This window comes from Candidatus Limnocylindrales bacterium, assembly GCA_035559535.1.
In the GTDB taxonomy this organism is placed as follows: Bacteria; Moduliflexota; Moduliflexia; order Moduliflexales; family JAUQPW01; genus JAUQPW01.
In genome coordinates this window covers 198,234-211,189 of the sequence record DATMBG010000022.1, presented here as the reverse complement: position 1 = coordinate 211,189, position 12,956 = coordinate 198,234, and the positions used below count along the sequence as shown (strand labels likewise).

Here is a 12,956-nt window from a genome sequence, read left to right as displayed (position 1 = left end):
AAAAGCGCGCACAGTCCTCTGTGCGCGCTTTTTCATCTCTACTTTAAGTAAAACTCCTGGGCATCTTCCGGTTTATTCCAGGCAGAATGCTGCAACCAGGCTGCCGTGTTCCAGATTGTGCTCCTTGTAGCCGAATTTTTCGGGAGATCCTCCGGCTACCTGTACGACGCATTGTTTACCATCAACCATGAAGGTAATCGGTCCAGAGTAAGCTGTTGTTCCCAGGTTGAAGGCGTATAGGATTTCACCGGTAGTGGCATTTACACCTTGAAAGACACCCCCCTGGGTTGTGTAGAAGGTCAGATTTCCGGCTGTGGTCAGCATTCCACCGGCAAATCCATGTTTACTCTTTTGATCCCTCCAGACTTCTCTACCCGACTTGACGTCCCTGGCCTGATCCACCTCGTATCCCCAGATGAATTCCTGATACGCACCGAAATGTCGGACGTTGCTGATGACCTTAATATCCTCGAATCCATACTTCATTCCGGCATTGACCGCTGCCAGATAGATATAACCCGTCTTAGGATTATACGCTGAAGGATACATGTTCACGCCACCCAGCAAGCTGGGCCATACCTCAATCGTCGGCCCCCCTTCTACAGGCAGGTCGATCTGGCTGATGGGTTTTCCTTCCGGATCATATCCTTTAATCCAGGTAATCTTATCGGCGAAAGGTACGGCTCTCAGGAATTTTCCGGTCTTCGGATCCAGATAGTGGATAAAACCGGTCTTGTTTGGCTGGACAAGGGTCTTTCGTCCTTCGATCTCTATAATCAACGGAGTCTGTGGCGTATCAAAGTCCCAGGGATCCCCAGGGACAGCACTATAGCGCCAGACCGTCTTGCCGGTATCTGTATTAACTGCCACAATACCTGCAGCCCCCAGGTTTTCCATTAATCCCTTACCCCGGTTTTTAGGATTCCAGGGATAAGCATTGGCCGTCCCTGTAAAGTACATTTTCAGCTCAGGATCCCAGGTACCGGTAATCCAGGGACCTGCTCCACCCCACTCATGGCTCCCCTGAGGCCAGGTCTCGTATCCTACTTCCCCCGGTCCTGGGATCATGTTGGCTTTCCATAACATGTTGCCGTTCTCTGGATTTACACCCAGCACATATCCGGGGAGTCCACCGAAGTCTGTCCCGTTCATAGGTACAATAATCTGGCCAGGGATTGCCAGGGGACCAACGGTCGTTGCATAGCCGTTTGCATCCTTAGATTTTTCGAAGTCCTTGGGGTAAGGAAAGTCCGGATAATCCTTTACGAACTTTGCCTGACCCGTTTTGTAATGGATGGCGTGGAGTTTGGCATCGTTAGACAGGAAGTAAATATATTCCCCGTAAATAGCTAAGCCCCGATGTTTACCTGTGATGAAGGGAACGTTGTATCCACCCCAATCTTCAGGAAGCTTGTGGGTATACTTCCATACCCGTTTCCCAGAATGGGCATCCAGGGCAAACACGGTATTGTCTTGGGCAACATATACCAGTCCATCATGATAGAGCGGTGTATTCTGGGCATCGGTTTTTCCCCCTAATGAGTAAATCCAGGCAAGCTTGAGACCCTTGATGCTCTCCGGGTTTAGTTGGGTTAAGGTACTGTAGCGATGTCCTGCCCAGTTGCCGTTGGCATGGAGCCAGGATTCACCTGGATTAGCCGCCAGCATGATATCTGTTACGGGTTGTGCGTGCACCCAACCGGTAATACCTGTGAGGAAAAGCACTAAAACAAAATACTTTACTGCGAGTCTCCTTAAAATACGGTCCATGATTTCCTCCTTTGATTCAGGGTTCTATCCGTGCAAATTCAATAGAACGTACACAGATACCCTCTTTGTCTAAACCCACAAGCCGGGGGCTACTCACCACAGATTCTTATGGGTTTAAGGATCTATCCCTACGAGGTAGGGATAGACGGTTGTGATCTAACTCATGGCCAAAGATTGAATTGACTCGACTCCTTATCCCACAGGTGGACGGTAGATCTCTGCTTTTGTCGCTCCGGTGGTATGATCCCCCTCCGGTTAGAGGAAGGGTTGAGGGATGAGGATAACCCTGTTCTATATTCCCTCCAAAATCCCCTGTCAAGAAAAAAAATGGAACCTCAGAGAAATATTAGGGGGAAAGTATAAAATCCTTTTTCTTGATGAATTATGCTGAAGTTAAAGGAGTTGAGTTAAAATCAAAGGGGAACTCCGGCTTATCCTCTTCCCACCTATGTTGAGAAGCAGGGTTTGAAACCCACCTCTCTAGATCCATGTAAACAATTCCAGGAGTCCCAGGGTTATTTAATAATCGGCCTGTCTTAACCTTCTCAGGAATCCATCCTGATCTGGACTTCGGCAGGGAGATAAAATTTCCTGTTAAAAATCTTCTGCTTTTTTCTGCTTTCGGCTAACCGGGTACCCGTCCCGGCTATTGCTGCCATAAGCAGGAACAAGAGTGACTCCTTTCAGGATCCAGAGAGGTTTCAGGGATGCTCCTTATAACCGTAAAGCCATCGGGAAGTCGTACTTCCTACGTTACGAACGGTGTGCAGGGTTCTGGCCGGGATGAGTACTTCCTCCCCTACCTTGGGACGAAAGGTCTTTCCCTGCATTTCCAGTTCAATCTCTCCTTCCAGGACCATCAAAAGCTCATCCACGGAATGAATATAATCTTTCCAGACCCGTCCGGGGGGATCAACCCAAAGATCACAGCTAAATCCCCGGGCCCGCCAGTTTTTCTCGATTTCACTTCTATCCGGTTTGAGATTATTCATTCTATACCCTCCTTTCTAACAGGCACTCAGGGGTATCGTTTTGAGGTGAATTTACCAGAGAGGAGACTTCGTACCCCATCATTTTATCCGATGGATAAGGTACTAACAGAGAAGCCAGTTTGTTAACATCCTTCAAATCCGGATCTAACCAGGTATCTTCATCTTTTGGTTGGAGTATAACCGGCATTCGATCATGAATCGGACGAATCAGATCGTTGGCTTCTGTTGTAATGATGGTAAAGGAAAGCAGCAACAAGCGGTTGTTACCTTCTGTTGCGTCTTCGTCAGATCCCTGCCATATATCCCAGAGACCTGCAAAAGCGAAAGGGTCTCCGCTTTTGAGTACAAAACGTAGAGGAGTTTTGGCCCGACCGCCATTTTTACGCCATTCATAGAAACCATCGGCCGGAACCAGGCAACGCCTGCGCTGAAAAGACTTCTTAAAACTGGGTTTTTGGGTAAGGGTTTCTGCCCGGGCGTTGATCATCTTATAGCCGGTGGAGGTTTCTTTTGCCCAGGATGGGACCAGACCCCAATGCATGAGCTTGAGGACCCTGGACTCCTCCTGGACAATTACCGGAGCGTCCTGTCCCGGGGCCAGATTATATCTGGGATGGAGTACAATGTCTGTAGGCTCAAATTTAAAACGGGCCTGTAAAGCTTCCGTCTCTCGGGTTTGGGTATAACGTCCACACATAATAAGTTGTCCTTTGTTAAGAGGTTAAAAATAAATCTACCTGGTATTAATATACCCTTTACCGAGACGAAATCAAGGCGAAAAGATGCTCCCCTTTATGAAACCTGTTCCAAATCATACAGAATTTTTGTATTTCGAATCGCCGAAGTGATTAACGTCCAGGCCATACCGACTATACCCATAATACCCCCCACATCGTAAAGTAAATAAGTCCGATCATAAATCTGCGCATGGGGAGACAAAAGCAGAACAAGGTTTCCCAGAACGAGAAGTATCCTCAACTCGGTAGGACCCAACTTCCAGAAAGACAATTGAAAGGTCCCCAGGGTGTAGGTAGCCAGATAAACCTGAATGGCCAGCATGAAATAAACAACCAGCACTCCAAAGGCAATCCGTTCGCTCATATAACCGGAGAAGGCCAGTCCACCTATGAGAAAAAAAGTGCCAAAGGTGTCCACCATATGGTCCACGTAAAATCCGTACCTGGGTCGTTGTTTATTTCGGTAACGGGCCAATGTACCATCCAGACTGTCTCCCAGCCAGTTAATCAGAAGCCAAAAATTAACCCCATGAAGAAACCGGGCATCCCACCGGCTGAGACCATAAAATACCCCGGCTAAAAACATGGCTACAAAGCCTATCAGGGTTAGATGATCTGGATGAATCCATAGGGGTGTCCGCCGGGCGAGCCATTTTAGAACTTTTCGCTCCGCAGAAGTCAAGAAAGCAGACTGGGCTCGGGTAGCATTTTTAAACTCTGTGGGCTCCATGAAATAGCCTCCTTTCTTCTTTTTATACCCGTTTGCCTTTCATAAGTAAAGACAGGTTTTAAACCCGGTATCCGTATCCATTTAGTAGGTGGAAAAAGAAACACCCCCCTGGCCCCCCTCCAGGGGGGACTGACATAGGGTTGCTGCTGAATCCCCCCTGGAGGGGGGCCAGGGGGGTGTTTAGACAGAAAAAGGGACATCTACTAAATTGATACAGTTACTTAAACCCAGTCCTGACCGGCAATCCTGGGATTATTCCCTGAAAGGCAGATGAGTACTAAAAGAAGTTACAAGATCATATCTCTTTGAATTTTCAGAAAAAGTAATCTTGTAAAGGGAATGTTTCAAGGGAAATACCCGGGCCTTTGAAAGTCTCCCTTCCCTTGCACGGAACGAGGCGTACTGAGGCCCGGCGTAAAGTGAAGAAACGACTTTACCCTTATCCCTGCCTGCACGGACAGGTTCGGGAGATCATTTTCAACTTGAAGAAGTATGCGAGGGAAGGGATCCGGAGGCACCGGACACGATCCGGTATTATAGTTTCAAATGCTTTCTCAAAAAGCCCAGGGTCTCCAGCGGTAAATCTTTCCCGGGGTGTTTTAGTTCTTCTTTTGTAAGTTTTTTAAGATCCTCTGGTGTATCTAGATCATACCAGGGGGAGAGCAGAGCCACCTTAAGCCCTAGTTGGTGGACTCGATTCAGGGTTTCAGTAAGAACCTTATCGGTACTCCAGGTGATTCCTTGAAAGATCTCCGGTTGCGATCTGGATAATCCCACCAAGTAATAACCCCCATCTTCTGAGGGTCCCAGCACGACTTCCACCTCCGGGTTTTTTAAATAATCCAGAGATTTTTGTAGAAACTCTAGGGGGAGATGGGGGCAATCACTTCCGATTAAAGAAATGGAAGTGTATCCAGATCGAAATAAATCCTTAAACAGATTGGCCATGCGTTCTCCCAGATCCTGACCCCGTTGGGGAATAAACTCAAAATCCCCGGAAGGTAATAAACTGCGAAAGATTGGCCAGGTTCCCTCAGGGGTATACCCGATAATTTTATTCACCTGGGGGAGTTGGACCACTCGTCTGAAAATATCAATCAGAAAACACCGATAAAGTTCTGCGGCCATTTCCGGAGTCAAAGGGGGACAGAGTCGGGTTTTTACTCTTCCTGGAACCGGTGCCTTAACCATGATCACCAAAGCTTGCTTTAGCATAGAAAGCTGCATGACAACATAAAAAGTTAGTTTCCCGGGCCTGTTTTTATTTGCCTTTTTTATTAATAAGATAAATAATAGAATAAAGTCAATCGTGAGCCTATTAAGTTTATGAGTCGAAAATTCAGGAATCATTTTCTAGGTTGGGAATCTATGATGTTGCTTGCAGAATCCCTTTTACGCTCAGATCTATCTTTTATGGAATTTGATTTAGAGAGTCCAAATCCAGAGGCCGACATATTATATCCCGATTATTCTTTGTACGTAGTGAAAGATATACCTCAAGAGGGAGAGATTCTTCTAGATATGAATGCCAGTGAGGAGGAGTTTCAAAAACAACTGGATATTCTGCAGAGGAAAATCAGAGCCCTGGAGGAAGAGACTCTTTAAACCTTACAGGGTAGATTCTTTCCGGGCCGTTATGGCCGGGAGTAATGAAACCATCCCTTGGATACTTTCCAAATCTAACCCAGGGTATTGCTCCTGGGGTCATCTGTTGGGATGCACAAAGGAAGGGGTCCAGCAAGGGATGAAGGTTAACCGGTAATTTTTTCTTGTTGCGTAATTGTTTTTGAAGCACTAAATTTTACTAGGCATCTGGACGCTTAGCTCAGCTAGGTAGAGCAGCTGACTCTTAATCAGCGGGTCGCAGGTTCGATTCCTGCAGCGTCCATGGAGTTAAAAAGGAGATCGTTAAAGATCTCCTTTTTGTTTTTTCCCCTTATTTCCTTCCCTTCCTCCTTCAGATTACAATTTTTTTAAAATTTTCTTGCCAGCCCGGACAGAGTATGTTAAGCCAATATTACCTGGTTTTGTTGAAAATCTGCTAAAAAACCCGGAGGAGGAAATGACATGTCAAATTGGATTCTTCTACGTGGGGTCAACGAACCTCCCGCGCAACGGCTTGAACTTCGTGCAGGTCCACTCACGCTTCAATTTGAAGCAGGTACACTAAGGTATATTCGACTCGGTGAACAGGAAGTTCTTCGGCACATCTATATGGCGCTGCGTCCGCCGGATTGGAGTACCGTGGTGCCGGTTATTTCCAACCTGAAGGTAGATAGCCAGGAAGATCATTTTGAAATTACCTTTGACGCCGATCATAAACAAGGTGAAATCGACTTTTCCTGGCAGGGACATATTACAGGGGACCGGCAGGGAACAATTCGCTTCTCGATGGAGGGAATCGCCCATCGTAATTTCTGGCGGGCCCGTCTCGGTTTCTGTGTACTTCATCCCATGTCGGTTGCCGGGTTACCGGTTGAATTATTGAAAAAAGATGGCACCCGAGAACGCAGCATGTTTCCAAAAGCAATTTCACCTCATCAACCTTTTATGGATCTACAGGGTATGATCCATGAAGTCCGACCCGGCATTCGGGCAGAAGTTCGCTTTGAAGGAGAGGTATTTGAAACCGAAGACCATCGTAACTGGACAGATGCTTCTTTCAAAACCTATTGTACCCCCCTTGCGCTACCACGTCCTGTCGAAGTCAAAGCCGGGGAGAAAATTAGCCAGTCGGTTACTCTTTTCCTTCACTATGGTCAGGAGGGGGAAGAGGATAAAATTCGAGAACAGAAAGATCCGGCACGTTTTCATACCCCGGCCCTCTTCACCCCTCCTCAGCCAAAACCTTTGAGAATAGAGGGGCTGGTTACGGCCAATCCATTCCCCTTACCGCGTATCGGACTGGGTATGGCCAGTCATGGTCAATCTTTAACCCCCAAGGAAATCGCCCGCCTGAAGCTACTCAACCTTTCCCATCTTCGGGTGGATTTACCTTTATTTGAATCAGATTATAGGAATCGATTGCAGCGAGCCGGCGAGGAAGCCGAAAAGCTGGGAGTGGACTTGGAAGTGGCATTGATTTTGTCGGATGTAGCCAGGGAGGAACTTATGGACTTGAGGGACGCACTATTTCAGATTAAACCGCGGGTTTGTACCTGGTTGATCTTCCATATTGGGGAGAGTTCAACCACCGAAAAGTGGATTCAACTGGCCCGTCCTGTCTTGAAAGAATACGCACCTGCCGCCAAAGTGGGTGCAGGTACCAACGCCTATTTTACGGAGATAAACCGCGGTCATCCCCCGGTGGCCCTTATCGATTTGGTAAGCTATTCCATTAATCCCCAGGTTCACGCCTTTGATGATGCAACACTGGTAGAAAACCTGGAGACCCAAGGGGTAACCGTTCAAAATGCCCGTCGAATTATCGGAGATAAACTGTTGGCCATCAGTCCGGTTACGCTCCGTCCCCGACTTCAACCCAACGGTTCGCCTCCCGAGCCAAAAGCCATTCCAGGAGAACTTCCCCCCCAGGTGGACGTTCGGCAAACATCTTTGTTTGGCGCATGTTGGACCACGGGAAGTCTCAAATATCTCCTGGAAGAAGGAATATACAGTGTCACCTACTATGAAACGACCGGCTGGCGAGGGGTTATGGAGACGGAGCAGGGTTCTCCCTTACCGGAAAAGTTCCCTTCACGACCGGGTACGGTATTTCCCCTTTACCATGTCCTGGCCGATGTGGGTCAGTTTATCGGCGGTACTGTCATCCCTACCCGTTCCAGTGACATTCTACGGGCCAATGGACTGGGATTGAGAAAAAATGGACATACCCGATTCATCGTGATGAATCTTAGTCCGGTCCCGGAACAGGTGACCGTTGCCGGGTTGCCTTCCAGAGTCTGGATTCGGCCTCTAGATGAACAGAATGTCGAACAGGCCATGCAGGAGCCAGAAACCTTTTATCAAGAGAACGGAAAGGAGGTGGGAACAGAAGAAGGCCATTTAAAATTTGAAATGCTTCCGTATGGTTTGGTGAGAATAGATTACAGGCGTTAAAAATCATTTAACGGCTTTGTTACAAAAACACTTCGTCACCCAAAAGCACCACGAAAATAAGGTAAATGATAAAATAATTAATATAAGGTAAAGGGAGGAATGTTTTATTTTCGGCTTTTACCTTGGTGAAATAAGGGGAGATCAAAGCCTATGAACTGGAAAATCCATTCGGTATTTGTAATTTCTATCTTGGCTCTACTAAGTTTTGGATTGCAAAGTTATGGTCAAGAGAAATCTGCCGCAGATATTGCAGTGGAAGCTGCTAAGAAATACAAAGGAATCACATTGCGGGTAATATGGGAAGCCGGATTGCAGGCGCAGGACCCTATAGTCTTCTCGGGTCCCCTGTGGGAGAAGCTAACGGGTATTAAAGTCCAGACCATTGAAACTCCTTTCCCTGAACTTTTCTCCAAGATAGTAACTGCCCATCTGGCCGGGTCGGGGGATTTCGATGTTATCAACTACGTCCCGGCCTGGCAGGCGGATCTGGTTGAGGCGGGAGCCCTGGAGCCTCTGGATGATTTCATGAATAAGTATATGCCCCCGGGAGCTCTGGATGATATCCATCCTACCTATCAACAGTGGCTGGTCTGGAAAGGAAAGCATTATGGAATCTTTGACGATGGGGACACCTTTGTCATGTATTATCGAAAGGATTTATTTGGGGATAAGGCAAACCAGGAGGCCTATAAGGCCAAGTATGGTCAGGACTTACGCCCCCCTCAGACCTGGCAGGAATGGGATCAAATCTGTGCCTTCTTCAAAGAGAGATTAGCCGCCAGTGGAGGCCACGGATGTGCTATTCAACGAGCCGCAGGCCAGACCTACCCCTGGGTCGAAGAAGAGCTTCGAGTCTACGGAGCCAAATTCTTCGATCCTGAAACCATGAAGGCTACCATCAACAGCGAAGCCGCCATTAAGGCCCTTACGGACATGGTAAATAACAACAAAAATATGCCCCCTGGAATTGAAAAGTGGAGCTTTATCGAAGTCTTCAGCGCCTGGATGGACGGTAAGGTTGCCATGATTATCAGTTGGCCACCCCCCGGTCGTTGGTCGCAAGGTTATAGAGATCGGGCCGAGCAACTTAAATGGATGCCGGAAACGAAGGTTATCGGTAAGGTTGGTTATGCCTTGCCTCCCGGAGGCCATCCCGAGCTGGCTGCAGGATTCAATCTGGGTGTATCGTCGGATAGTCCAAACAAAGAAGCCGCTTACCTTTTCATTCAATGGCTTACCAGCAAGGAGATCAGCCTCCAACGGGTCATGCTTCCTTACGCCTTACGGGATCCCTACCGTTTGAGCCATTATGAATCTAAAGAGTATCGATCTCAATGGGATAATGCCGGGGAGTATCTGGATGTCCTCAAACTCGGAGCCGAAAAAGGTCTTCTGGATCTGGCCATACCCGGTGCACGGGAATATGAAGAAGCTCTGGATCGAGCAGCCGTAGCTGCCTACGCGGGAACACCTCCTAAAGAAGCTTTGGATAAAGCTGCGGCAGAATGGGATGCCATCACGCAAAGGCTTGGGGTAGATAAACAACGGGAAGCTTACAAAGAATGGGCCAGCAGACCTAATGCCTATCCCAGGTAGGAGTCTATAGTCCTCAGTCCGTTGTCCGTTGTCAGAGGTTAATTATAGACTAAACTCCACAAAGGACAACGGACGATGGACCATAAACCAAAAATTAAATGCAAATCATCGATACTCCCGTGGTACCCACCGGATCTAAAAAATCTGTTGAGGCTGTAGCCCCGCAACGGGGTAAATTTATCTGGGGGGGACGTGGTATTCGATATCTCTTGGTGGCTCCCTCGGTTATTTTGATCCTCTCATTTACCATCTTCCCCATTCTGTACCTTTTCTGGATTAGCTTTTTAGACTGGACTTTCCAACGAAGAGAACGCCCTTTTATAGGCCTTGGCAATTACATCCAGGTCCTTCAGGATACCCGAATGTGGGAAGCCTTGGGACACACTCTGTTCATCATGGTGGTAGCGGTCAGTGCCGAGCTTATCCTGGGACTCCTTCTGGCTCAAGTCCTGGTGGGTAAGCTTCCAGGTAAGCAGATCCTCATCCCCCTGCTGATTTTGCCAACCATTATGTGTCCGGTGGTGGTAGGATATGGATGGCGTATGCTATGGGACACTCAATATGGGCCTATCAATGAGGTATTGGGTTGGATACTCGGACATCCTGTCAACCTGGTGTGGCTGATCAATCCTAAAACGGTGTACTTTTCCCTGATTGTAGCGGAAGTCTGGCAATGGACCCCCTTTATGTTTCTGGCTTTACTGGCCGGTCTAAGCGCCATTAATCCGGAACTTTATGAAGCGGCTGCCCTGGATGGGGCCACAGCCTGGCAGACTTTCTGGCATATGACGTTGCCTTTGATTCGACCGATTATGATCATTGCCTTGATTATTCGAAGTCTGGATGTATTCAAAATCTTCGATCTAATTTTTGCCCTGACCGTGGGCGGACCGGGGACCTTTACGGAAACCATTACTTTTTATATCTATACCTTAGGTTTTAAAAATTTCCGCCTGGGCTACACGGCGGCAATGGCCTTTATTGTCCTTATTTTGGTCTCTACCGCAACGACCCTTTTCCTTCGTCGATTTAGTGAGGAGTAGAAAACCCAACCCTTCGGCTTCCTTCCCCAGGGGAGGAGTCGAAGGTCAGGTTTTTTCGGTTCAATGCAGAGTTTAGCTGTTGCTTCAAAACATAAAGGAGTCACCTACTTTCTCCGAAGGTATGGATTACGATATGTGGTCATGATCCTGGCCTTTTTGTTCTTTTTATTTCCCATTTACTGGATCTTTAGCATGTCGGTAAAACGGCCCAGCGAGTATTTCCATAATCCTCCGGTCTGGTTTCCCAGATCCCTAGACTTCGATCATTTTCAATCCCTGGTGAGAAACCGATCCATCGATGCGTTGGTCAATAGCCTCGTGATCGCAGGAGGGGCCACTATCTTGGCCATGATCATAGGTTGTCCGGCTGCTTATAGTATGGCCCGCTTTAAAACAGGGGGAAGGAATTTTGCTTTTTGGGTTCTGTCCCAACGAATGCTACCTCCTATTGCCATTGCCTTTCCTGTTTTTCTGCTTTTTCGTACCCTCAAATGGGTAGATACCTACCACGGCCTGATCCTTCTCTATGCAGCTTTTAACACACCCTACGTTATCTGGATGATGCGAGGATACTTCCGGGATGTACCTGTCGAAGTGGAAGAGAGTGCTCTGGTAGATGGCGCCTCGGTTTTTCGGGTATTTTGGTCCATTGCCTTACCTCTTTCGGCAGCAGGATTGATTGCCACCACGGTCTTTACTTTCATCTTCAGTTGGAATGAGTTTCTATTCGCCGTTATTTTAACCCGCTCTAAGGTGGTGACTCTACCTGTAAAAATGAGTGGATTTTTTGGTTCCGAATCTACCTTCTGGGGGGCAGCCGGTGCACTTTCGGTCATTGCATCGGCCCCTATTTTTGTCCTTTCCCTGCTGGTTCAAAAATATCTAACTCGCGGTTTAACTTTAGGGGCTATAAAATAAGAAAGGAGAAAGGAAAGTGGATGAAGCAGTATTGATTACAGGAGGTACCGGATTTATCGGGAGTTACCTCACTCGCCACCTGGCCGAGAGGGGGTATCCGGTGATTATGTACGATATCAAAGAACCGGGTCCTGAAGCTGCCTGGATATTAAAACCGGTTCTGGATAAGGATAAAATCCGCCATGTTCCTGTTTTTGCTCAGGGTCGTATAGAAAGCTGGTCACGCCTCTTTCAGGTTATCCAGGAGTATCGCCCACGAAAAGTGATCCATATGGCAACCATTGTGAATCCGGTGTATTTGTCCCGGGAACCTCTAGAAGCCCTGCGTGTCAATTTAGGAGGCACGATGAATATCCTGGAAGCCGCTCGACTTTTCAAACTCCAACGTATCGTGTATTTCAGTTCCATCGGTGTATTACCCTCTGTCCAATACCAGCCCATCGATGCCGCACATCCGGTGCTGTTACCTCAAGAAGGTCCCGGTTCCAGTTTTTATGGAGCCTCCAAAGTTGCCGGCGAAGCCTTCTGCTTTGCCTACCATCAGAGCTTTGGACTCGATTTCATTACACTACGCCCTTCGGCCGTTTACGGCTTTGGTATGCAGTGGCCGATCTTCATCAAACCCATGGTTGAAAACTCGGTTCGAGGTCTACCGACCCGCTTCGAAAAAGGTCGGGAGTTCCCGAGGGACTATACCCACGTGGAAGATGTTACCCAGTTAGCCATAAAAGCCCTTGAAATCCCTGCCGATAAAGTAAAAGACCGTATCTTCTATGCAGCGACCGGACAACCCCTGGTTACAGCCGGGCAGGTTGCTGAAATTGTTAAAAGCCTGATCCCGGACGCAGATATCCAGATCGGATCCGGCCTGTCTGAAGCAGATTTAATCGAGATTCGATATAGGGGGATATTAAGTATTCAAAATGCACAGGAACAGCTCGGTTATCAACCTCGTTTTACGAATATTCGTGACGGTGTGGCCGAATACATCCAAACCTATCGGCGTTACCTGACGGAAACCCGCCAGTCTCAAAATGGATAAAACGCCCAGGAATGCAAAGAAATACGAAGAGATACATGCAGAAACTCTCTTAAGATTAAAACTTTTCCC

Annotated in this window: 11 protein-coding genes and 1 tRNA gene; 7 read left to right on the top strand and 5 right to left on the bottom strand. The window is 47.7% G+C overall.

Going from position 1 to position 12,956, the window contains the following annotated elements:
- Positions 1–72: 72 nt before the first annotated feature.
- From VNM22_07735 to VNM22_07715, 5 genes are all read right to left on the bottom strand, one after another.
- On the bottom strand, positions 73–1,770 hold the full coding sequence (locus tag VNM22_07735; protein ID HWP47040.1) for a PQQ-binding-like beta-propeller repeat protein: 1,698 nt from the start codon (positions 1,768–1,770) through the stop codon (positions 73–75).
- Between the two features lie 701 nt (positions 1,771–2,471).
- The gene (locus VNM22_07730; protein HWP47039.1) at positions 2,472–2,762 is read right to left on the bottom strand and encodes a cupin domain-containing protein; all 291 of its coding nucleotides are present in this window, start codon (positions 2,760–2,762) and stop codon (positions 2,472–2,474) included.
- 1 nt (position 2,763) lies between these two features.
- The gene (locus VNM22_07725; GenBank protein ID HWP47038.1) at positions 2,764–3,459 is read right to left on the bottom strand and encodes an SOS response-associated peptidase; all 696 of its coding nucleotides are present in this window, start codon (positions 3,457–3,459) and stop codon (positions 2,764–2,766) included.
- Positions 3,460–3,554: 95 nt separating this feature from the next.
- Complete coding sequence (locus tag VNM22_07720; protein HWP47037.1) at positions 3,555–4,229, bottom strand: CDP-alcohol phosphatidyltransferase family protein; 675 nt, start codon at positions 4,227–4,229, stop codon at positions 3,555–3,557.
- A 534-nt stretch (positions 4,230–4,763) separates the two neighbouring features.
- Positions 4,764–5,444 carry a TIGR04282 family arsenosugar biosynthesis glycosyltransferase gene (locus VNM22_07715; GenBank protein HWP47036.1) on the bottom strand — a complete coding sequence of 227 codons (681 nt, stop codon included), beginning with the start codon at positions 5,442–5,444 and terminating at the stop codon, positions 4,764–4,766.
- Between the two features lie 111 nt (positions 5,445–5,555).
- On the opposite strand from VNM22_07715, the gene VNM22_07710 reads away from it, so the two are divergent.
- The 7 genes from VNM22_07710 to VNM22_07680 all read left to right on the top strand — a co-directional run bounded on the left by VNM22_07710 (position 5,556) and on the right by VNM22_07680 (position 12,887).
- Entirely contained in the window at positions 5,556–5,834 is a 279-nt protein-coding gene (locus VNM22_07710; protein HWP47035.1) for a hypothetical protein, read from the top strand.
- A 209-nt stretch (positions 5,835–6,043) separates the two neighbouring features.
- A tRNA-Lys gene (locus VNM22_07705) sits at positions 6,044–6,117 on the top strand.
- A 179-nt stretch (positions 6,118–6,296) separates the two neighbouring features.
- Positions 6,297–8,288 (top strand): hypothetical protein, encoded by a 1,992-nt coding sequence (locus tag VNM22_07700; protein HWP47034.1) that lies wholly within the window; start codon positions 6,297–6,299, stop codon positions 8,286–8,288.
- A 150-nt stretch (positions 8,289–8,438) separates the two neighbouring features.
- The gene (locus VNM22_07695) at positions 8,439–9,884 is read left to right on the top strand and encodes a sugar ABC transporter substrate-binding protein (protein ID HWP47033.1); all 1,446 of its coding nucleotides are present in this window, start codon (positions 8,439–8,441) and stop codon (positions 9,882–9,884) included.
- A 98-nt stretch (positions 9,885–9,982) separates the two neighbouring features.
- Positions 9,983–10,927 (top strand): sugar ABC transporter permease, encoded by a 945-nt coding sequence (locus tag VNM22_07690; GenBank protein ID HWP47032.1) that lies wholly within the window; start codon positions 9,983–9,985, stop codon positions 10,925–10,927.
- Positions 10,928–10,990: 63 nt separating this feature from the next.
- Positions 10,991–11,845 (top strand): carbohydrate ABC transporter permease, encoded by an 855-nt coding sequence (locus VNM22_07685; GenBank protein ID HWP47031.1) that lies wholly within the window; start codon positions 10,991–10,993, stop codon positions 11,843–11,845.
- Between the two features lie 16 nt (positions 11,846–11,861).
- Positions 11,862–12,887: an NAD(P)-dependent oxidoreductase gene (locus tag VNM22_07680; GenBank protein ID HWP47030.1), complete on the top strand. Its 1,026-nt coding sequence runs from the start codon at positions 11,862–11,864 to the stop codon at positions 12,885–12,887.
- The last annotated feature ends 69 nt before the right edge of the window (positions 12,888–12,956 follow it).

Bases quoted from the DNA above. Each gene is read 5' to 3' on its own strand.
- VNM22_07685 (HWP47031.1), top strand. From the start codon at position 10,991: ATGCAGAGTTTAGCTGTTGCTTCAAAACATAAAGGAGTCACCTACTTT.
- VNM22_07720 (HWP47037.1), bottom strand. From the start codon at position 4,229: ATGGAGCCCACAGAGTTTAAAAATGCTACCCGAGCCCAGTCTGCTTTC.
- VNM22_07735 (HWP47040.1), bottom strand. From the start codon at position 1,770: ATGGACCGTATTTTAAGGAGACTCGCAGTAAAGTATTTTGTTTTAGTG.
- VNM22_07725 (HWP47038.1), bottom strand. From the start codon at position 3,459: ATGTGTGGACGTTATACCCAAACCCGAGAGACGGAAGCTTTACAGGCC.
- VNM22_07700 (HWP47034.1), top strand. From the start codon at position 6,297: ATGTCAAATTGGATTCTTCTACGTGGGGTCAACGAACCTCCCGCGCAA.
- VNM22_07715 (HWP47036.1), bottom strand. From the start codon at position 5,444: ATGCTAAAGCAAGCTTTGGTGATCATGGTTAAGGCACCGGTTCCAGGA.
- VNM22_07695 (HWP47033.1), top strand. From the start codon at position 8,439: ATGAACTGGAAAATCCATTCGGTATTTGTAATTTCTATCTTGGCTCTA.
- VNM22_07730 (HWP47039.1), bottom strand. From the start codon at position 2,762: ATGAATAATCTCAAACCGGATAGAAGTGAAATCGAGAAAAACTGGCGG.
- VNM22_07690 (HWP47032.1), top strand. From the start codon at position 9,983: ATGCAAATCATCGATACTCCCGTGGTACCCACCGGATCTAAAAAATCT.
- VNM22_07710 (HWP47035.1), top strand. From the start codon at position 5,556: ATGAGTCGAAAATTCAGGAATCATTTTCTAGGTTGGGAATCTATGATG.